18 protein-coding genes are annotated in these 21,905 nt (G+C 32.2%); 3 read left to right on the forward strand and 15 right to left on the reverse strand.

The window, feature by feature from the left end; genetic code table 11:
* Nucleotides 1–43 precede the first annotated feature (43 nt).
* The 3 genes from ilvD to HNP35_RS20055 form a co-directional block, all read right to left on the reverse strand.
* Nucleotides 44–1,717, reverse strand: coding sequence for a dihydroxy-acid dehydratase (gene ilvD, locus HNP35_RS20045; RefSeq protein WP_184166051.1), 1,674 nt, complete (start codon nt 1,715–1,717; stop codon nt 44–46).
* 268 nt (nt 1,718–1,985) lie between these two features.
* The gene (leuB, locus tag HNP35_RS20050; protein WP_184166048.1) at nt 1,986–3,104 is read right to left on the reverse strand and encodes a 3-isopropylmalate dehydrogenase; all 1,119 of its coding nucleotides are present in this window, start codon (nt 3,102–3,104) and stop codon (nt 1,986–1,988) included.
* Between the two features lie 56 nt (nt 3,105–3,160).
* Complete coding sequence (locus tag HNP35_RS20055) at nt 3,161–4,336, reverse strand: 2-isopropylmalate synthase (RefSeq protein ID WP_184166046.1); 1,176 nt, start codon at nt 4,334–4,336, stop codon at nt 3,161–3,163.
* Nucleotides 4,337–4,491: 155 nt separating this feature from the next.
* Between HNP35_RS20055 and HNP35_RS20060 the strand changes: the two genes are divergently transcribed.
* On the forward strand, nt 4,492–6,036 hold the full coding sequence (locus HNP35_RS20060) for a hypothetical protein (protein ID WP_184166043.1): 1,545 nt from the start codon (nt 4,492–4,494) through the stop codon (nt 6,034–6,036).
* A gap of 178 nt (nt 6,037–6,214) precedes the next feature.
* On the opposite strand, the gene HNP35_RS20065 is transcribed toward HNP35_RS20060, so the two are convergent.
* The gene (locus HNP35_RS20065; RefSeq protein ID WP_184166040.1) at nt 6,215–7,870 is read right to left on the reverse strand and encodes a M1 family metallopeptidase; all 1,656 of its coding nucleotides are present in this window, start codon (nt 7,868–7,870) and stop codon (nt 6,215–6,217) included.
* A gap of 166 nt (nt 7,871–8,036) precedes the next feature.
* Here HNP35_RS20065 and HNP35_RS20070 point away from each other — a divergent pair, with 166 nt between their 5' ends.
* The gene (locus HNP35_RS20070; RefSeq protein ID WP_184166037.1) at nt 8,037–8,735 is read left to right on the forward strand and encodes a carbohydrate-binding family 9-like protein; all 699 of its coding nucleotides are present in this window, start codon (nt 8,037–8,039) and stop codon (nt 8,733–8,735) included.
* Here the strand turns inward: HNP35_RS20070 and HNP35_RS20075 are convergent.
* The 11 genes from HNP35_RS20075 to HNP35_RS20125 all read right to left on the reverse strand — a co-directional run bounded on the left by HNP35_RS20075 (nt 8,696) and on the right by HNP35_RS20125 (nt 19,545).
* The gene (locus HNP35_RS20075) at nt 8,696–9,337 is read right to left on the reverse strand and encodes a hypothetical protein (protein WP_184166034.1); all 642 of its coding nucleotides are present in this window, start codon (nt 9,335–9,337) and stop codon (nt 8,696–8,698) included. The genes HNP35_RS20070 and HNP35_RS20075 overlap by 40 nt on opposite strands.
* 145 nt (nt 9,338–9,482) lie before the next feature.
* A complete protein-coding gene (gene hisIE, locus HNP35_RS20080; RefSeq protein ID WP_184166030.1) occupies nt 9,483–10,079 on the reverse strand; it encodes a bifunctional phosphoribosyl-AMP cyclohydrolase/phosphoribosyl-ATP diphosphatase HisIE in 597 nt (198 codons plus the stop codon).
* A gap of 89 nt (nt 10,080–10,168) precedes the next feature.
* Entirely contained in the window at nt 10,169–10,924 is a 756-nt protein-coding gene (gene hisF / locus HNP35_RS20085) for an imidazole glycerol phosphate synthase subunit HisF (RefSeq protein ID WP_184166028.1), read from the reverse strand.
* Between the two features lie 80 nt (nt 10,925–11,004).
* Nucleotides 11,005–11,733 carry a 1-(5-phosphoribosyl)-5-[(5-phosphoribosylamino)methylideneamino]imidazole-4-carboxamide isomerase gene (gene hisA, locus HNP35_RS20090; protein ID WP_184166026.1) on the reverse strand — a complete coding sequence of 243 codons (729 nt, stop codon included), beginning with the start codon at nt 11,731–11,733 and terminating at the stop codon, nt 11,005–11,007.
* 110 nt (nt 11,734–11,843) lie between these two features.
* Nucleotides 11,844–12,434: an imidazole glycerol phosphate synthase subunit HisH gene (gene hisH, locus HNP35_RS20095; protein ID WP_184166024.1), complete on the reverse strand. Its 591-nt coding sequence runs from the start codon at nt 12,432–12,434 to the stop codon at nt 11,844–11,846.
* Nucleotides 12,435–12,502: 68 nt separating this feature from the next.
* On the reverse strand, nt 12,503–13,639 hold the full coding sequence (gene hisB, locus HNP35_RS20100) for a bifunctional histidinol-phosphatase/imidazoleglycerol-phosphate dehydratase HisB (RefSeq protein WP_184166022.1): 1,137 nt from the start codon (nt 13,637–13,639) through the stop codon (nt 12,503–12,505).
* A gap of 112 nt (nt 13,640–13,751) precedes the next feature.
* The gene (gene hisC, locus HNP35_RS20105; protein ID WP_184166020.1) at nt 13,752–14,798 is read right to left on the reverse strand and encodes a histidinol-phosphate transaminase; all 1,047 of its coding nucleotides are present in this window, start codon (nt 14,796–14,798) and stop codon (nt 13,752–13,754) included.
* 82 nt (nt 14,799–14,880) lie between these two features.
* Nucleotides 14,881–16,179 carry a histidinol dehydrogenase gene (hisD, locus tag HNP35_RS20110; RefSeq protein WP_184166017.1) on the reverse strand — a complete coding sequence of 433 codons (1,299 nt, stop codon included), beginning with the start codon at nt 16,177–16,179 and terminating at the stop codon, nt 14,881–14,883.
* Nucleotides 16,180–16,308: 129 nt separating this feature from the next.
* Nucleotides 16,309–17,166, reverse strand: coding sequence for an ATP phosphoribosyltransferase (gene hisG / locus HNP35_RS20115; protein WP_026729805.1), 858 nt, complete (start codon nt 17,164–17,166; stop codon nt 16,309–16,311).
* A gap of 313 nt (nt 17,167–17,479) precedes the next feature.
* Entirely contained in the window at nt 17,480–18,880 is a 1,401-nt protein-coding gene (locus HNP35_RS20120) for a sensor histidine kinase (protein WP_184166014.1), read from the reverse strand.
* 2 nt (nt 18,881–18,882) lie between these two features.
* Nucleotides 18,883–19,545, reverse strand: coding sequence for a response regulator transcription factor (locus HNP35_RS20125; RefSeq protein WP_184166010.1), 663 nt, complete (start codon nt 19,543–19,545; stop codon nt 18,883–18,885).
* A gap of 200 nt (nt 19,546–19,745) precedes the next feature.
* On the opposite strand from HNP35_RS20125, the gene HNP35_RS20130 reads away from it, so the two are divergent.
* Nucleotides 19,746–21,887, forward strand: a complete 2,142-nt coding sequence (locus tag HNP35_RS20130; RefSeq protein ID WP_184166007.1) for an LTA synthase family protein — start codon at nt 19,746–19,748, stop codon at nt 21,885–21,887.
* The last annotated feature ends 18 nt before the right edge of the window (nt 21,888–21,905 follow it).

Here is a 21,905-nt window from a genome sequence, read left to right on the forward strand (position 1 = left end):
CAATTTTAATTTTTAATTGATTCTTGATATTATTGTTTTAAAATTAATTATCGGTAACGCAACCTGTAGAAGCGCTTGACACCGATCTAGCGTATTTAAGCAAAACTCCTCTGTCAACTTTTAAAGGTGGCTTAACCCAAGCCGCTTTTCTAGCTGCAAATTCCTCGTCAGATATCTTCAGGTCGATTGTATTTTTCACAGCATCAATAGCGATCATATCTCCATCTTTTACTAGTGCAATACCTCCACCATCATATGCTTCTGGTGTAACGTGGCCTACCACGAAACCGTGTGAACCTCCGGAGAATCTACCATCTGTAATAAGTGCACAGCTGCTTCCTAATCCAGCTCCGATAATGGCAGATGTAGGTTTTAGCATTTCAGGCATTCCCGGACCACCTTTTGGTCCACAACCCCTGATGACGACTACATTACCTGGTTTAATTTTTCCGGCCTGAAGACCTGGAATTACTTCAAATTCGCCTTCAAATACAACTGCTGGCCCTTCAAAATATTCTCCTTCTTTACCACTGATTTTTGCTACAGCACCTTCAGAAGCAAGATTTCCGTATAAAACTTGAATGTTTCCAGTTGGTTTTAAAGCTTTTTGGATTTCATGAATTACTTCTTGACCATCTTGTAAATCTGGTGTTGAAGCTAAGTTTTCAGCAACTGTTTTTCCTGTTACAGTTAAACAATCTCCGTGAATCAATCCAACTTTTAATAGATATTTCATTACTCCTGGAATACCTCCAACTTCATGAATATCTTCCATCATATATTTTCCACTTGGCTTCATATCAGCAAGAACTGGCGTTCTGTCATTAATAGCTTGAAAATCATCCAAAGTGATTGTGATACCAACAGAATGTGCCATTGCAATTAAGTGCATAACCGCATTTGTAGAACCTCCTAAAACTGCTACAATTGTAATAGCGTTCTCGAAAGCTTTACGAGTCATAATATCTCTTGGCTTAATATCTTTTTCTAATAAAATTTTAATTGCTTTTCCTGCAGCAAGACATTCGTCTCTTTTTTCCTGACTTAAAGCAGGGTTTGAAGAACTATATGGCATACTCATACCTAATGCTTCAATTGCAGAAGACATTGTATTTGCTGTATACATACCACCACAAGCTCCAGCTCCTGGACAAGCATTTTGTATAACTCCTTTAAAATCTTCTGGAGTAATTTCTCCTTTTACTTTTTTTCCTAAAGCTTCAAAAGCAGAAACGATATTTAAAGATTCTCCTTTCCATTTTCCAGAGTGAATAGATCCTCCGTAAACCATCATAGACGGACGGTTTAATCTTCCCATTGCGATTAATGCTCCAGGCATATTTTTATCGCAACCAGGAATTGCAATAATACTATCGTACCATTGAGCTCCCGCAACAGTTTCTATAGAATCTGCAATTACATCGCGAGAAACTAATGAATAACGCATTCCTTCAGTTCCGTTAGAAATACCGTCACTGACACCAATGGTATTAAAAATAAGTCCGACAAGATCTGCATCCCAAACACCTTTTTTAACATCTTTTGCTAAATCGTTCAAGTGCATATTACAAGTGTTACCATCGTAACCCATGCTCACAATACCTACTTGTGCTTTTTTCAAATCTTCTTCAGTTAAACCAATTCCGTACAACATCGCTTGCGCTGCAGGCTGTGTTTGATCTTGGGTGATGGTCTTGCTGTACTTATTTAATTCCATTATTGCTTTTTTATTTTAATTTTTTATTCAAAAAAAAACCTTCCAGTATTTGGAAGGTTTGTAATATAGTTTTTCAATTATATTTATAACATTCCCGATGCAGATGTGTGAATCACATTGACAACAACGACAGAAGTAATAATAATTGAGATTTGCATCGCTTATTTTTTTAGTGTTACAAAAGTATATAAACTTTAGTAACTAAAAAAATAAAATCTCAACATTTCAAATACTTCTTGTGATTATCTTCACTTTTTAACAGAAAATATTAAACAATTGTAGATTGCCCAATACTTACATTGTCATTATTAAAATACAGCAAATCGTCTTTACTGAAAATAAAATTAGAAACGAATTCTCCAACTTCGTTTGTTCCGAATTTTGAATCTGGTTTTAAATCAACTGTAACTACTTTGTATTCAATTGCTTTTTCTACTGCTTTATAAATTACATTAGCCTCTTTAGTTAATCCAAAATGCTCCAGCAAAAGCGCCGCTGCCAAAATCGAAGCAATCGGATTGGCTATATTTTTTCCTTTTGCTTGCGGATATGATCCGTGAATTGGTTCAAACAAAGCATTTTTTTCTCCTAAAGAAACTGATGGCAGCAAACCAATAGATCCTGTAATTACACTTGCTTCATCAGATAAAATATCTCCAAACAAGTTTTCAGTCAAAATCACGTCAAACTGTTTCGGATTTAAAATCAACTGCATCGCTGCATTATCAACAAATAAGAAATCAAGCTTAACATCTGGGTAATCTTCGCTCACTTTCTGAACTACTTTTCTCCATAATCTTGAAGTTTCCAAAACATTTGCTTTGTCAACCATTGTTAGCTTTTTACGTCTTTTTTGTGCTGATTTAAAAGCTAAATGTGAAATTCTTGTGATTTCTTCTTCTGAATATTCACATAAATCTGAAGCATGCGTTCCTTCTTCGTTAAGTGTTTTAGTTCCAAAATAAGCTCCACCTGTTAATTCTCTAAAAATGGTAAAATCAGCTCCTTCAATAATTTCTCTTTTTAAAGGAGAAGATTCTATTAAGGCTTTATAAGGTTTTATAGGACGAATATTAGCAAACAATCCTAGTTCTTTTCGCAGTTTCAGCAATCCTTGCTCTGGACGAACTTTTGCATTTGGATTGTTATCGTATTTAGGATCTCCAATTGCACCTAGCAAAACTGCATCTGTATTCAAACACAGGTTTAAAGTTTGCTCCGGTAAAGGATTTCCTGTTTTATCGATAGCAACCGCTCCCATCAGCGCATCTTCAAAAACAAATTCATGATTGTACACTTCGCCAATGGCATACAAAGCTTTCTTAGCTTGTAAAATTACTTCAGGCCCAATTCCATCTCCTGGTAAAACTGCAATTTTTAAATTCATAATCTCTCGCTCTTTATGTCTTTAAATCCTTATTGTTCCTAATTTATTTTAAAATATTAACTTCTAATTAATTCACCTTCTATTTTAGAAGCTTCAATAATTTGATGAATATCCGCATCTACAACTTCTTTTTTAATATCTGCGAATTTCAAAAATTCGATATAAACGATATCTAATTGTGTTTTTGTTAATTCGTAACCTACTTTTTTAGCACGGTAAGCTAAAGCTGCTCTTCCGCTTCTAGCTGTCAAAATAATTGAAGATTCATTTACTCCAACATCTAGCGGATCCATGATTTCGTAAGTCGCTCTATTTTTAATTACACCATCTTGGTGAATTCCAGAACTGTGTGCAAATGCATTTGCTCCAACTATTGCTTTATTAGGCTGAACAATCATTCCCATACTTTCAGAAACTAAACGGCTCATTTCGTTTAATTCTCTAGTATTAATGTTTGTATCTAAATTTAAGTATGGGTGCTGTTTGAAAATCATTACCACTTCTTCAAGTGCAGTATTTCCAGCTCTTTCTCCGATACCATTAATAGTACATTCAATTTGTCTTGCACCATTTATAGCTCCAGCTATAGAATTTGCAGTTGCCATTCCTAAATCGTTATGACAGTGACATGAAAGGATTACGTTTTCGATTCCTTTTACGTTTTCTTTTAAGTATTTAATTTTTGCTCCATACTCTTCTGGAAGACAATATCCTGTAGTATCAGGAATATTTAATACTGTTGCTCCAGATTTGATAACTTCTTCACAAACTTTTGCAAGAAAAGCATTGTCTGTTCTACCTGCATCTTCAGCGTAGAATTCTACATCTTCTACATAAGATTTAGCGTGTGATACAGCAAATTTTGCTCTTGCAATAATATCTTCAGGCGTAGTTTGTAATTTGTGGAGTATATGAGATTCCGAAGTTCCGATTCCAGTATGGATTCTAGGTTTCTTAGCATGCTTTAAAGCAGCTGCAGCAACATCAATGTCGTTTTTTACGGCTCTTGTTAGTCCGCAGACGGTTGCATTTTCTACAATTTTACAAATCTCAGAGACCGATAAAAAATCGCCTGGACTTGACACAGGAAAGCCTGCTTCGATAATGTCAACTCCCATTTTGTCTAGTCGTTCTGCGATTACTAATTTTTGCTTAGTATCTAACTTACATCCTGGAACTTGTTCACCATCTCGCAAAGTGGTGTCAAAAATTTGAACTTTCTCTCTATTCATATTCATTAATTTAATGTAATTTCACATCTTGATAACAAATATATATTGTACTATCGCAGTACGAAATTCATTTTAATGAAATTATACTGTTCATAAAACGATTTATACCTTATTAAATACTTTATTATCAATAAGTTACATTATTATTTTTTACAATGGCTAACCATCAAAAAGATTTCTTATTTGTTTTAATCAAATCACTTTCGAAATCAGAAAAAAGGCAGTTTAAAATTTTTGCAAGCCGATTAGAGACGAGTTCAAATACAAAATTTATCGAATTATTCAATATTTTGGATAAATCTGAAGTGTATGATGAAAAACTCATTCTCAAAAGTGGTGTTATCCAAAAAGTACAGCTATCTAACTTAAAATCATATTTATACAAACAAATTTTAGTTAGTATTCGATTGAATATTCCGAGCCAGAATATTCGTTACCAGCTTCGCGAACAAATGGATTTTGCTGTTATTCTTTATAATAAAGGATTATATAAGCAGAGTTTGAAAATTTTAGACAAAACAAAACAACAGGCGCTTGAAAATGATGAAAAATATATGGCGTATGAAATTGTTGAGTTTGAAAAATTAATCGAATCCCAGTATATTACTCGAAGTATTCAAGGTCGTGCCGACGAATTGGTTGTTCAGGCGAAAGAATTAAATTATCGTAATACCATTTCAAGCAAGCTTTCTAATCTATCGCTTCAGTTATATGGAATCATGCTGAAAACAGGTTATGTAAAAAGTGATGCCGAATACAAATATATAGACGACTATTTTAACAGACATATTGCTAAACTGGATGAAAGCAAGTTTGGTTTTCGAGAAAAATACTGGTTTTATAATGCTAATTTATGGCGAAGCTTTCTGGTTCAGGATTTCCTAGCCAGTTACAAGTTTGCTTATAAATGGGTGCAGCTTTTCTACGATAATCCTAATATGATTTATCTGAATCCTGTATTTTTCTTAAAAGGGAATCATTATTTCTTAGAATCGCTTTATATGTTAAAGTATAAATCGAATTTCAAAAAATACCTGAATTTACTAGAAGAAACTATTGCAGATCCTAAATTTCCAACAAACGACAATTTAGCTTCGTTATCTTTCTTGTATGTATACAACAACAAATTAAACTTGCATATTTTAGAAGGTACTTTCGCCGAGAGCGAATACTTAATTCCTGAGATTCTAAGTAAACTAAAAATTCATAGTGAGCATCTTGACGAGCATCACGAAATGGTATTTTTCTACAAAATTGCTTCTATATATTTTGGTGTTGAAAAATACAATGAATGCATCAATTACTTAGATAAAATAATCAATAACAAGAACTTAACAATGCGTGAGGATTTAATGTGTTTTGCGAGATTGTTATCTTTAATTGCACATTATGAATTAGGAAAAGATTATTATTTAGAAAATCATCTAAAAAGCACGTATAAGTTCCTATTGAAAATGAATGATTTACATGAGGTTCAAAAAGAAATTATCAAATTCCTGAGAAACTTAAATAACTTTTATCCTGCTGATATTAAGAAGGAATTCAAGAAAATGCATGCTCGTTTTGTTGAACTTGAAAAAAACACTTACGAGAAACGAGCTTTCTTATATTTAGATATTATTTCGTGGCTGGAAAGCAAAATCGAAAACAGGAAAATCGCTGATATTATTAAGGAAAAAGCGAAGTTGAACAATCGATGAATGTTTAAATTACAATTTTTAAATTCCAAATTCCAATAAAAAAAAGCCTTGAATTTCAAGGTTCTTTTGTCATTTCTCTCTTCGGTCGAAATGACAAACTTTATCTTTAAAACATAAAAAATCCCAAAGTCCGCTTTTAATTGGAATTTGGGATTTTTTTATTAAAAATTAAAAGAATTTATTCGACTATATTAGAAGTTGTAACATAGAAGTTTTTATCTACTTCTAGTTTTCTATCTTCATTTTCTGTTTTAATAGACTGCCAATCTGTAGTTGGTTTTAGCCAAGTTTCTACGCCGTTAATTTTAACTTTAACTGGCATATCGAATTTAGAAACACAATTTGTCCAGTGGTAACCTAGAGTTCCATTCTTGAACATATATTCAAAAACTGGAATTTTAGTAGTTGTCAAATATTGCGCATACACTCTATTAAAGTTAATTCCTGATTGCTCATTGATATAATCTTCAATCTGTTTTGAAGTAACCGTTTGATGATAGAAAGTTTTATTTAAACCTCTTAAGATTGATTTCCATTTTGCATCGTCATTGATTATCTGACGAATAGTATGCAACATATTTGCTCCTTTTGGATACATATCTCCAGAACCTTCATTGTTTACGTCATAATGGCCTATAATTGGCTTATCGTTTTCGATATTATTTCTGCAACCAATAACATATTCTGCACCAGCATCTTTGCCATAATAATACTCAAGAAAAAGACTTTCTGAATAATTTGTAAAACTCTCGTGAATCCACATATCTGCAATATCTTTATAAGTGATATTATTTGCAAACCATTCGTGTCCTGACTCGTGAATAATAATAAAATCAAATTTTAATCCCCATCCAGTTCCACTTAAGTCTCTTCCTAAATAACCTTTTTTGTACTGATTTCCGTAAGTAACAGAACTTTGGTGTTCCATTCCTAAATACGGAACTTCAACTAATTTATAACTATCTTCATAAAATGGATAAGGCCCAAACCAATTTTCAAAAGCTTTCAACATTTTTGGAGCGTCTTTAAAATGCTCTTTTGCTAAAGCTAAATTATCTCTCAAAACATAATAATTACAATCTAAATCTCCTTTTTCTCCTTTAAATACTTCAGAGAAATTCACATAATCTCCGATATTAATATTAACACCATAATTATTAATCGGATTTGAAACATACCAATTGAAAGTTTTTGTTCCGTCTTTCTCTTTTTTAACGCTTTGCAATCTTCCGTTAGAAACCTCTGTTAAATCTCCTGGAACATTTACACTAATTAGCATATTTTCTACTTCATCATACATATGATCTTTGCACGGCCACCACACACTTGCACCTAAGCCTTGGCATGAAGTCGCGATAAAATCTTTTCCATTTTTGTCTTTTTTCCAAGAAAAACCTCCATCCCATGGAGCTCTAACCGCTTCTTTCGGTTTACCCTCATATGAGATTACGATTTCTTTTGTATCTCCTATTTTTTGTTTTTCATTTAAAGTGATAAAAAAAGCATTTCCATCTCTTTCAAACTTCAAATCTTTTCCGTTTTGGGTAACTTTTGTAATGTTCATTGGCTGCTGCAAATCAATCTGCATTCTGTTATTTTCTGTTAAAACAGTATAACGAACAGTGTTTGAACCTGAAATTGACTTTTCAGAAGGATTTACTTTTACATTTAAATGATAATATTTTAAATCCCACCAAGCTCTCTCTTTCGTGATGCTTCCGCGTAAAGTATCCTGATGTGTAAAAACAGTTTCAGACTTGTTTAAAAGTCCCTGAGCATTGGCCGTAAAACCAACCAAAAAGGCGAAAATTACGCCACCAAAGTATTTTTTCATTATTTATAAATTTGAAATAATTAGGCAATTAAACCAGCTTAATCTTCAACAAATGTAAACATTCAGATCAATAATTTTAGATTTTTATTATTTTGAAAACAAAAAAATTACGGTTAAATTCATTATTCTTCTCTATTTTAGTGCTTTTAAATAACTAGACTTCATTATGAGATTTAATGCAATGTTTGCTTTTTTAGCTGCTCTATTTTCGTTTTCTTCAAATTCACAAAACATTCCAATTCACAAAGCAAAAAAACAGATAATTGTAGATGGAATTTTATCCGATTGGGAAACACCATTTTTAGGTCCGTTTCTAATTCATAATTCCGGGGAAAAAGCAACGCAAAATACTTTTGTTTCACTTTCGTGGAATGACGAAAACCTTTTTATTGCTTATAACTGCATTGATTCTGAGATTAAAGGAAGTCCTAAAAAGAAAGATTCTCAGATTTTTTACACCGACGATTTAGTAGAATTTTTTATAGATCCAGATGGAGACAGCCAAAATTATATAGAAGTTGGAGTAAACGCATTTTCAACAAATTATGATTTACTCTTAAAGTGTATTTCTCCTGATTGTGGCGGCTGGAAAACGGAAACTAATTTTGACATAAAGGGAATGGAAACAGTAAGCAAAATAAATCCTGAAGGATATACTGTTGAAATCAAAATTCCATTTTCTAGTCTTGAAAAAATAAAAAACGGGAATTTTCAGAAACCAAAAACAGGAACAAAATGGAAAGGAAATACTTTTAGAATTGATTACGGTAACACAATTGAATATCTTGCATTACAGACTTATAAGAGTCTAAAATTTGGCTTTCATCAACCAGCTGAATTTGCAGTATTTGAGTTTACGGAATAGTTTTTAAAGAATTGAAATTGTAGAAATTCAATCACTTTAAAATAATCAGCATTATCGACTAAATAGCCAAATGACGAATTAGTCATTTTCATCTCATAAATTTCAAAAATGGATTTATTTCTAACAAAGTAGATATTTGCATAAAACCTGTTATTTAAATCTCCAAAACATTTATATATCTCTAAAAACATACGAATTCCTTGCTTTAAAGCTTCTGGATTTGAAAAATCTTTTGGAAGAAATATATCGATAAAAGCATTATTATCTACATAAAGTTCCCCTGTACTATAATTAATTGGATAATAATTGCCATTTGGTGATTTTTCTAAAAATAGAATTAATCTCTGCCCTGTTTTCAACTCTTTTATTCTAGGGTCACAAATCCATTCCTTCCAAATAGTTACATTAATTTTTGGATTTGATTTTCCTTTTACAAACTCATCTATCTTAAATTGATATTCGTCTTTTGAAACTTTAGAGATTGTTCCGTCAACTATCAAAACGGCTTTAGAAATGACAATAGAATAAGGCATGACATTTTTCTTAAAACCATAGTTTAAAGTCGGAATGAAGAATAAAAGCAAGCATACAACTAATCTCATATCAATGTTATTTTATACTAAAATAATATATTTTTCTGTCATTTCGAGGAAAGAGAAATCTGCACTAGTTAATCGACAAAGATTGGAGATATGCTTTGCGGAGTTTCTAGTGCAATTTCTCGTTCCTCGAAATGACAAGTTTGTGCTATTTCTGACGTTTCTTTAAAACTTCAATAACATCATTCAGCTGATAACCTTTTGCCTGCAATAAAATCAAATAGTGAAATAATAGATCGGCGCTTTCGCTAAGAAACAAATCATCATTATCATCTTTTGCTTCAATTACGACTTCAACGGCTTCTTCTCCAACTTTTTGAGCAATTTTATTGATTCCTTTTTCAAACAAAGAAGCTACATAACTTTTTTCTGAATCAGCATTTTCTCTTCTAGTTTTGATTGTATTTTCTAATTGAGAAATAAAGCCATAATTGGCGCTATTTGGCTCTTGCCAGCACGTATCGGCTCCTGTATGACAAGTTGGTCCAACAGGTTTTGCTTGAATTAAAAGTGTATCACCATCGCAATCATTTTTGATGCTAACTAAATTTAAAAAATTGCCACTCTCCTCACCTTTTGTCCAAAGTCTTTGTTTTGAACGGCTGAAGAAAGTAACTTTTTGAGTTTCTATTGTTTTTTGAAGCGATTCTTCGTTCATGTAACCCAACATCAAAACGTTTTTTGTTTCTGAATCCTGAATTATTGCCGGAATTAATCCGTGTGCACTTTTGATATCGATTTCCATAATTATTTTGGATTTTAGAATTCAGAATTTAGATTCTCGAACTCTTTTATTTTTTATTAAATCTTGCCTCTTTCTTCTTGTTTCTTAAATTAAAGTCTAACTTCAATTCCGTTATCTCTAAGTTCCTGTTTTAGAGCTTTAATCTCAATTTCTTTAAAGTGAAAAACACTTGCTGCCAAAGCGGCGTCTGCTTTTCCTTCTTTAAACGAATCTACAAAATGTTGTATGTTTCCAGCTCCTCCAGATGCAATAATCGGAATATTTACCAATTCTGAAAGTTTAGCCAGAGCTTCGTTTGCAAAACCGTTTTTGGTTCCATCGTTGTCCATTGATGTGAAAAGTATTTCTCCTGCTCCACGTTCAGCAACTTCGACTGCCCAATCGAATAAATTTAATTCAGTTGGCACTTTTCCTCCAACTAAATGCACAATCCATTGTCCGTCAATTTGTTTTGCGTCTATTGCAACTACAACACATTGGCTACCAAATTTCTGTGCTAAATCATTTATCAATTGCGGATTTTTTACAGCCGATGAATTGATTGAAACTTTATCAGCGCCGTTGTTTAATAGAACATCAACATCTTCAACAGACGAAATTCCGCCACCAACTGTAAATGGAATATTAATTTTTTCAGCAACGCTTCGCACCATATTTACTAGTGTTTTACGTCTTTCTTCTGTTGCCGAAATATCTAGAAAAACCAATTCATCTGCGCCTTCAGCTGAATAAATTTCAGCAAGCTCAACTGGATCTCCAGCATCGCGCAAATCAACGAAATTAACACCTTTTACGGTTCTTCCGTTTTTTATATCTAAGCAAGGTATGATTCTTTTTGCTAACATTTTCTTTTTGTTAATTGTTAGAGGTAAGATGTGAAATGGTATTTAATAAAAGGCTTAGCTTTCATTTCACAATTCACTTTTTACATTTTACCAATAATATAATTTTCAAGTTGTTTCAAAGTAATTCTTCCTTCGTAAATTGCTTTTCCTATAATTGTTCCTTCACAGCCTAATTCAGCTAGTTTTGGCAATTCGTCGAAAGTTGAAATTCCTCCAGAAGCGATTAATTTGATTCCCTTTGCTTCCGCTAAAATTTTGCTGTATAAATCAAAACTTGGGCCTTGAAGCATTCCGTCTTTTGCAATATCGGTACAAATAACATAATCAATTCCTTTTGATTGATAATCTTGAATAAAAGGAACTAAATCTTCATTTGATTCTTCTAACCAACCAGAAACAGCAATTTTTTCGTCTTTTGCATCAGCACCTAAAATGATTTTATCTGAACCATATTCTGAAATCCATTTTTCGAAAATTGCTCTATTCTTAACTGCTATACTTCCGCCTGTGATTTGATTTGCTCCGCTTTCAAAAGCAATTCTCAAATCATCATCTGATTTTAATCCGCCACCAAAATCGATTTTTAAGCTTGTTTGTGTCGCAATTTGTTCTAAGATTTTATAATTGACAATTTTACTTGATTTTGCACCGTCTAAATCTACTAAATGCAAGTATTCAATTCCGTGCGCTTCAAATGATTTTGCTACTTCAAGCGGATTCTCATTGTAAATTATTTTGGTATCATAATCACCTTTGGACAAACGAACGCATTTTCCTTCAATGATATCTATGGCTGGTATTATTCTCATTTTTGATATTTTAGATTTCTGATTTTAGATTTTAGATTCTAAAAATTGAAATTGGTTTTTGGTATTTTGATTGTTATCGATTTTTGATATTTCAAATTGGAATTTGGGATTTAAGAAATTGGAATTTTTAAAAAATTACCCAATATCTTTTCTCCAACATCACCGCTTTTTTCGGGGTGAAATTGAGTTCCATAAAAATTATCTTTTTGCAAAGCCGATGCATATTCAACATCATAATTTGTTGTTGCAACTGCTTCGGTGCAATTTGGCGCATAAAAACTGTGAACCAAATACATGAATTCATTTTCAGAAACACCTTTAAACAACTCCGATTTTAAATCATAAATCTGATTCCAACCCATTTGAGGCACTTTTACGTTGTTTGAGAATTTCAAAACATCAACGTCAAAAATTCCTAAACCTTCAGTATTTCCTTCTTCAGTTTTATTGCACATCAACTGCATTCCTAGACAAATCCCTAAAACAGGCTGTTTCAATTCTGGAATTAAATCATCTAAACCGCTTTCACGAAGTTTGCTCATAGCAGAACTCGCCTCGCCTACGCCTGGAAAAATTACTTTGTCAGCCGATTTAATTTCTTCTCGGTCATTACTCAAAACGGCTTTAAAACCCAATCTTTCAATCGCAAACATAATGCTCTGAATATTTCCTGCTCCGTAATTTATAATTACTATTTTCATTTAAAAAGCTTTAAGCTTTAAGCCGTAAGCTTTAGGCTTATTGCCTATTGCTTAAAGCTTATAGCGTTTTACAACATTCCTTTCGTTGAAGGCAAAATCATTTTTTCGGTATCTCTTTTTACGGCTACTTTTATTGCTTTCGCGAAAGCTTTAAAAATCGCTTCAATTTTGTGATGTTCGTTGATTCCTTCTGCTTTGATATTTAAATTTGCTTTTGCACCGTCTGTAAACGATTTGAAGAAGTGATAGAACATTTCTGTTGGCATTTTACCTACCATTTCACGTTTGAATTCCGTTTCCCAGATCAGCCAGTTTCTTCCTCCAAAGTCAATTGCAGCCTGCGCTAAACAATCGTCCATTGGAAGACAGAATCCGTAGCGTTCTATTCCTAATTTGTTTCCTAACGCTTTCGCGAAAACTTCACCCAAAGCAATTGCCGTATCTTCGATTGTGTGGTGCTCATCTACTTCTAAATCGCCTTTTACTGTGATTTCTAAATCCATTTGACCATGACGTGAAATTTGATCTAACATATGATCAAAAAACGCAATTCCAGTATCGATTTTGCTTTTTCCTGTTCCGTCAAGGTTTAGATTGATGTAAATATCTGTTTCGTTTGTTTTTCTTGTAATAGATGCAGAACGAGCCTCTAATTTTAAAAACTCATAGATTTTCTTCCAATCCATTGTCTGCAAAACGATTGTTTCATTCAATTCTTCACGTTTTGCTGAGATTTCATTGCTTCCTGCACCATCAGTATCATTCATGAAAATTGCTTTTGCACCAAGGTTTTTAGCTAATTCTACATCAGTCAAACGATCTCCTAATACAAAAGAATTTTCTAAATCGTATTCTGGATTATTTAAATACTTTGTCAACATACCAGTTCTTGGCTTACGTGTCGGTGCATTTTCTTCTGGAAAAGTTCTGTCTACGAAGATTTCATCAAAAGCAACTCCTTCATTTTCGAAAGCTTTTAGAATGAAATTCTGTGTTGGCCAAAAAGTGTCTTCTGGAAAACTGTCTGTTCCTAAGCCGTCTTGATTGGTAACCATTGCCAATTCATAATCTAATTCGTTGGCAATTTTTGCTAAATATTGAAATGCCTTTGGATAAAACTCCAATTTATCCAAACTGTCTAATTGATAATTTTCAGGTTCTAAAACAATCGTTCCGTCACGATCGATAAAAAGTACTTTTTTCATATTTTGTTTTTTTAGAATAAAGAAAATAGAGTACAGAGAATAGATTCTTTATCCTATCGCTAAAACTCTGTAAATTTTCTTTATTCTTTGCTCTATATTCTTTTTCTCTCTATTACAACAACTTCAATTCTCTAATTACAACAGCGTTTTCTTCTTTCGTTCCAATTGTGAAACGAAGACAATTTTCGCACAAAGGCTGTGTGGTTCTGTTACGAATTACAATTCCTTTTTGGATTAATTGATCGTATCTTTTGTTAGCATCGTCCACTTTCGCCAAAATAAAATTGGCTTCTGTTGGATAAACTTTTTCTACAAAATCAACTTCAAGTAAAACTTTAAGTAATTCTTCTCTTTGTTCAACAATAGAAGCTATTTCTTGTTTTATTTTATCAAAATCTTTTAAACGCTCGATTGCTCTTTGCTGTGTTAATTCATTTACATTATAAGGCGGTTTAATTTTGTTTAAAATTGAAATGACCGCTTCAGATGCATAACAAATCCCTAAACGAATTCCAGCCAAACCATACGCTTTAGAAAGAGTTTGAGTAATCACCAAATTGGGATACGCATCTATTTCTGCCAACCAGCTTTCTTTATCTGAAAAATCAATATAAGCTTCATCAATTACAATCAAACCTTTAAAGTTCTGAAGCAGTTTCACCACACTTTCATCCGAAAAAGAATTTCCTGTTGGATTATTTGGCGAGCATAAAAAGATAATTTTAGTGTTCTCATCAACAGCTTCTAAAATCTTTTCAACTTGTGGCTGAAAATCTGTAGTCAAAAGAACTTCTCTATTCTCAACCGCATTGATATTTGCTAAAACTCCATACATTCCGTATGTCGGTGGCAACGAAATTATATTATCTTTTTTAGGCTCACAGAAAGCTCTAAAAAGCAAATCAAGAACTTCATCACTTCCGTTTCCTAACAGAATCTGACTTTGTTTTATCAAATTATTTTTTGCCAAGATAGCTTTAACCGAATTCTGTTGCGGATCTGGATAACGATTTACTCCATTTTGAAACGGATTTTCATTCGCATCCAAAAAAATCATTTCGGCTGTATCAAAATCTTCAAACTCATCTCTCGCAGAAGAATAGGGTTTTAAAGACTTTACGTTTTCTCTTGTTATTGTATTTATATCGAATGTGCTCATTTTATTTTCTTTATTCCTGCAAGGTTTTCAAAATCTTGTAGGTATTACTTGTTAAGCTTATAAACTGGAAATCTATTTAGACCTACGAGGTTTTAGAAACCTCGCAAGACTGCAGACGTAAGGTTACAGCATTTTTATGTGCTTGCAATCCTTCAGCTTCAGCCATTAATTCTATTGCTTTTCCAATGTTTTGAATTCCTTTCTCTGATATTTTTTGAAAAGTCATCGATTTCATGAAACTATCCAAATTTACACCGCTGTAATTTTTTGCATAACCATTTGTTGGAAGTGTATGATTGGTTCCAGAAGCATAATCTCCAGCGCTTTCAGGAGTATAATTCCCAATAAAAACTGAACCCGCATTTACGATTCCGTTGCAATAGAAATCATCATATTCCGAGCAAATTATAAAGTGTTCTGGTCCGTATTCATTGATTAACTCCAAAGCCGTCTGATCATTCTCAACAAAGATTAGTTTCGAATTTTCTATAGCTTTTTCTGCGATAGCTTTTCTTGGAAGCACTTCTAATTGCGACTGAACTTCTTTTTCTACTTCTGCAATTAATTTTTTCGAGGTAGAAACCAAAATCACCTGACTATCTGTTCCGTGTTCCGCTTGAGATAATAAATCTGAAGCGACAAAAGCCGGAACTGCGGTATCATCTGCTACAATTAGCAATTCTGAAGGTCCCGCCGGCATATCAATGGCAACACCAAATTGAGTCGCTAATTGTTTTGCCACAGTTACAAATTGATTTCCTGGTCCGAAGATTTTATATACTTTAGGAATAGATTGCGTTCCGAATGTCATTCCTGCAATGGCTTGAATTCCACCAACTTTTAAAATTTTAGTTACACCGCATAAATTAGCAGCATATAAAATTGCGGGATTAATTTTCCCTTTTTTATCTGGTGGAGAACACAATACGATTTCTTTACAACCTGCAATTTCAGCAGGAACAGCCAGCATTAAAACCGTTGAAAACAATGGCGCTGTTCCGCCTGGAATATACAAACCGATTTTTTGGATTGGTCTTTTTTCCTGCCAACAGTTTACGCCTTCAATGGTTTCAACTTCAACTCTATCTGTTTTCTGAGCTTTATGAAATTTGTAAATATTTTCTTTTGCTAATTGAATTGCTTCCTTTAATTCGTTTGGAATCAATGCAATTGCCTCGTTTATTTCATCTAAAGAAACTTCATAATTATCTTGAGAAATTCCGTCAAAAATAGAAGTGTATTTTGCTACAGCTTCATCTCCTTTTTTCTGCACTTCTCTGAAAATTTCTTTTACCGTAACCTCAATATCATCAATAGTTTGAGTTGGTCTTTTTAATATTTCTGACCAGCTTTCTGGTTTTGGATTGTCTATTTTATTCATTTTTTTTAAGCTTTAAGCTTTAAGCTGTAGGCTTTAGGCTTTATTAACGTTGTGTTTGTGTTTTGCGTAAGGAGTAAGTTTTTCAAAAGCCTAATGCCTAAAGCTTACTGCCTATAGCAGGCGAATACCTTACAGAACCATTTTCTCAATTGGACAAACTAGAATTCCTTCTGCACCAACTTCTTTCAATTGATCAATTACATCCCAGAAAGTGTCTTTGTCAATTACAGAGTGAACACTGCTCCATCCTTCTTGTGCTAGTGGTAAAACGGTTAAACTTCTTAGAACTGGAAGAATTTTTCCAACGGCGTCGATTTTGTCATTTGGAACGTTCATTAGAATATATTTCGAATTTCTAGCTCTTAAAACGGCCTGAATTCTAAATTTTAAAGTATCAATGTGTTTTTGTATTTCTGGCGAAACTTTTGGCGAAACAGCTAAAACTGCTTCACTTTTCAGAATTACTTCAACTTCTTTTAAATTGTTTTTGAATAAAGTACTACCGCTTGAAACAATGTCTACAATAGCATCAGCAAGACCAATATTTGGCGCAATTTCAACAGAACCAGAAATTTGGTGAATATCTACAGTCAATCCGAATTTACTGAAATATTCATTTACTGTGTTTGGATAAGATGTAGCAATACGCAGATTAGCTAAATCCTGAACAGAATTATATTCAAAAGTCTTAGGAACAGCTACAGAAACTTTACATTTTGAGAATCCTAATTTCTGAACTACTTCAATTCCTTTTCCTTTTTCTACCAAAAGATTATCGCCAACAATTGCCAAATCTACCACTCCATCAATTAGATATTGAGGAATATCCGAATTTCTTAGGTATAAAACCTCTAGAGGAAAATTGGAAGCTTCTGCTTTTAATTGATCGATTCCGTTGTTGATTGAAATACCGCAATCTTTTAAGATTTGAATGCTGTCTTCGTTTAAACGACCTGATTTTTGAATTGCAATTTTTAAAGTACTCATTTTTTTTAGTTGTTTGTTTGGTTGATAGTTTGAGTACAAAGAGAGTTAGAATTAAAAAACCCGTTTGATGTACTCAAACGGGTTTTAAAATATGATGATTTACACGCATACCATTAACACATCGCTTGAGAGCAATAATGTAGATGATGATGATGTAATTGAATTGAAATCATGATTTGTTGTATTTTTTACTTCTTTGATTCGGTTGCAAATATACTAGATAAATTAATTAAAAAGCAATTTTTATTTTAACTTAACGATAGTTTATTGTTAAAAAACATCCTAAACGGCTTTTAGCCCAATAATTTTGAAATTACTTTAACGAATTATCAAATTCATCAAAAACCAATAAAACTTTAGTTCCTTTACCAATTTCGCTTTCTATTTTAAATTTAATTTCAAGCAAATCTGTCATTCTTTTTACAATAAACAAACCTAAACCAGTTCCTTTAATTTCTGAATGACTTAACGAATCTGATCTGAAAAACGGATTTAAAATAGACTCTAAATCTTTCTTTGCAATGCCAATTCCTTGATCTGAAACAACACAGTTTATCTTATCCTTTTCTCTAGTCAACGAAATTTTAATATCAGTTTCATCTGTAGAATATTTTACCGCATTTGAAATAATATTTCGAAGAATCGTTACCGTTAAATAATTATCAGAGTAGATACTAAACTCTTCTGAAGCTTCTAATTTTACATTGAGTTTCTTCGCTTTAATTTTCTCAGCATTTAATGTAAGAACATCCAAAATTACCGCATTCAAATACACATTTTCTTTCTCTACATTTTGCTTTTGATTTTCAAAACGAGCCATCATAAGCAATTGATCTACAAGAGAATTTAAATGATCTACTTCATTTATACAGTAATTAATTTTTTCTTCATACTCCTTACTATCACGTGTTTTACGAATCAATACCTCAAGTGTTCCTTTAATAACTGTTAACGGCGTTCGAAGTTCATGAGATGCATCTGAAGTAAACTGTTTTTCGCGTTCTATGGCATCTTCAATTCGATTCAATAAATTGTTAATTGTTTTGGAAAGCGTAAACAATTCATCTCTTGTTTTTGGAAGCGGAATTCTCGATTTCAAATTATCTTTTGTGATAATTTTTGAAGTGTAAATAATATCATTTATTGGTTTTATACTTCTTCCTGCGTAAAAACGTGCAAGGAAAAATAGTATCAAAAGGATAATTGGAAAAGCAATCATCAAAGTATCCAACAGATTTTCTAAAACTTTTGAAGAATCAGAAAGGGACATTGCAATAATTAAATACCCAACTTTCCTAGATTTTACATGAAGTGGAACTTGAATTTGACGAATTTTATTTCCTAATAATTTGGTGTCAAAAAGCTGAAAATGCTCTTTATTTTCATGAAAAATTAGTTTCTCATTTTTAAGATTGGGAGATTTTTCAATAATCCTTTTATTCAAATCAAAAAACTGAACAAAAACAGGATTAACATCGACAGAATTATGTTCTCTTTCCTCCCATTCTTCAGCGTCCATAAAAATTACTTTCTTGTTTTCCATTCTGATTTCTTTTAAGTGATCTTCAATTTCGATTCTTAAATTCTCATCAATATGGTTGTAAACAGTCAGTTTTACAATGAAATAAATAGCTGAAAAAACAGCCAAAACCAGAAGTCCGGTTCCAACAATATAATTTAGGGCAATTCGATTTTTAAAAGATAGTGATGTCATTTTTAATCATTGGCGATATAACCAATTCCGCGGATAGTTTTGATATAATCTTCTTCAATTTTAAGGTTCAATTTTTTACGAATTGCATTCATAAAAACATCAATAACTCCTGTATCATATTCAAAATTAATCTCCCAGACATCTCTCAAAATCTGATTTCTAGTACAAACTTTTCCTTTATTTTGAATCAAATACGTTAGCAGTTCAAATTCTCTTTGTGTCAAAGAAATTTCTTCCGCATCTTTAGAAACAATATGTTTAGATAAATCAATTGTAATGTTTCCCAACGTCAGAACTTCTGTTTTGATTTTATTTCTAAAGTGAACTTTTATACGTTCTACAAGTTCTTCAAAACTAAATGGCTTTTTGATATAATCGTTTGCTCCCGCTTTTAAACCTTCAATTGTTTCTTGAACCGTATCTTTTGCCGTTAAAAATATTATGGGAGTAATTTGGTCTTTAATTCTTATGGCCTTACACAAATCCAATCCGTTTATTTTGGGAAGCATCCAATCTAAAAGAATCAAATCAAATTTCTGATCTTGAACCAATTCAAAGCCTTTAGAACCATCATTCGCGGTTGTTACCTGATAACCTTCCTCTTGAAGACCTTGTTTTAAAAACTGAACAATTCCTAATTCGTCTTCTACTATTAAAATATGCATGTACCGTAATTTCTAAGATTTGTTTTCATTTTTTCTTAGTCAAAGATAAAGATTTTTGAACCTGAAAAAGCACATTTATCTCAAGATCAAAACAAAATCGCAATCTTAAGCAAACTTTAAGATAACGCTAAGTAAGGTTAAAGTCGAACTTAATCTGCCGTTAATCATTCGAAATTAATTTTGTAAAAAAAATAAATCCGATGAATCTTTTCAAAAAATTTTCTCCATTTTACAATCTTGCGGCACTCTATTTTGCTGTAAGTTTTTTACTTAGAATTGTATTACTATTTCATCCCATAACTCAAAGTTCGTTTACCGTTGCCGAAAGCTTTAAAATATTTGTATTCGGTTTATTATCAGACTTTTTTGTTTTTACTGTTGCTTCATTTTTTCTTTGGCTGTATCTTATTTTCATTTCCAATTCAAAATATAATAGACCTTACGGATATTTTATTTTAGGAGGTTTTGTTCTTTTACTAATTTATACAGCTTCAGGAAAAAGTATTTTCGATGAATATGGAGGCGCTTTACCCAAAATTGTTTTGATTTTCATTTCAATCAAAACTGCTCTATTTACACTTTTCCTTTTTATTCCAAAATGGAGAAACAAAATCAGATTTTGGCTTTTCGCTTTTGTGATTTTTTTATATGTATTGCTAATTCTTCAAAACGCCTTAAGCGAATTTTTCTTTTGGAATGAATTTGGCGTGAAATATAATTTTATAGCTGTTAACTATCTCATTTACACTAATGAAGTTATCGGTAATATTATGCAATCTTACCCTGTAATTCCAATTTTTTCTGCCTTGTTTATCATTACTGGAACTATTTCTTTTTTCATTATTAAAAAATCAAAAAATTATATTGAAGAAATCCCTCCAGTTCAAGAGAAGATTAAAATTACAGCAATTTATGGCGTCTTATTTTTCATTTCCTTATTTGCAATTCCATCATTAGCCAAAATAGAGAATTCAAAGAATATTTTTGTAAATGAATTACAGGCAAATGGTATTTATAAATTTTACTTGGCTTTTCAGAATAACAAACTGGATTATTTCAAGTTTTACAAAACAATTCCTAACAAAGAAGCTTTTGCACTTTTGAAACAGCAATTACCTGAGATTTCAGGTCAGAGTACATTACGAGAAATTAAAGATGATTCTATCGAAAAGAAGAAAAATGTCGTTTTAATTACTGTAGAAAGTTTGAGTGCAGATTTTATGAAAATGTATGGAAACAAAGAGAATATCACTCCTTTTCTGGACAGTTTAGCGCAAAAAAGCCTGTTATTTACGAATCTTTACGCCGCTGGAAACAGAACGGTTCGCGGACTTGAAGCTGTTACTTTATGTCTTCCGCCAACTGCCGGCGAGAGCGTTGTGAAAAGAGAAGATAATAAAAACAAGTTTTCTACCGGATCTGTATTTCTACAAAAAGGTTATAATGTCAAATTTATGTACGGTGGAGATGCTTTTTTTGACAATATGCAGGATTTTTATTCTGGAAACGGTTATCAAATTATTGACAAATCGAGTTTTAAACCAAATGAAATCACATTTTCTAATGTTTGGGGAGTTTGCGATGAAGATATGTACAATAAAGCGATTAAGATTATGAACACAGAAGCTAAGCAAAACAAGCCTTTCTTTAATCATATCATGACCGTTAGCAACCACAGGCCTTTTACTTATCCGAACAATAAAATTGATATTCCAGGAGATATAAAATCACGAAATGGCGGTGTAAAATATACAGATTATGCTCTGCGTCAGTTTTTTAATCAGGCTAAAAAACAGCCTTGGTTTGAGAATACTGTTTTTGTTATTGTAGCCGATCATTGTGCTTCTAGCGCAGGAAAAACTGAACTTCCGTTAGATAAATACCGAATTCCAGCTTTAATTTATGATCCAACTGCGAAACCAGAAAAATGTAACAAACTAATGTCACAAATTGATGTTATGCCTACATTATTCGGTTTATTGAATTTTGATTATAAAAGTAAATTTTTCGGACATGATGTTTTTGAATCTGATTACAAACCGAGAGCTTTTATAGCGACTTATCAGGATTTAGGATTGATAAAAGATAATGTTTTAACCATTTTATCTCCTAAACAGCAGATCAAACAATTTGAGTTAAAACTAAAACCAGAAACTGGCCTTTCTTCTGATTTTCAAATACATTATGACGAAATTCCATTAAAAACTGAAAATAAGAATCTAGTAAATGAAACTATTTCTTACTATCAATCTGCTTCGTATGTGTTAAAAGAAAAAGAATATCAGCTTAAAGATTTAAGCCTTACTGCAAAACACAATAGATTATACGCTAAACTTCGTTAATAGAAATGCGCCAATCCA

The organism is Flavobacterium notoginsengisoli (assembly GCF_014207905.1).
Lineage (GTDB): Bacteria > Bacteroidota > Bacteroidia > Flavobacteriales > Flavobacteriaceae > Flavobacterium > Flavobacterium notoginsengisoli_A.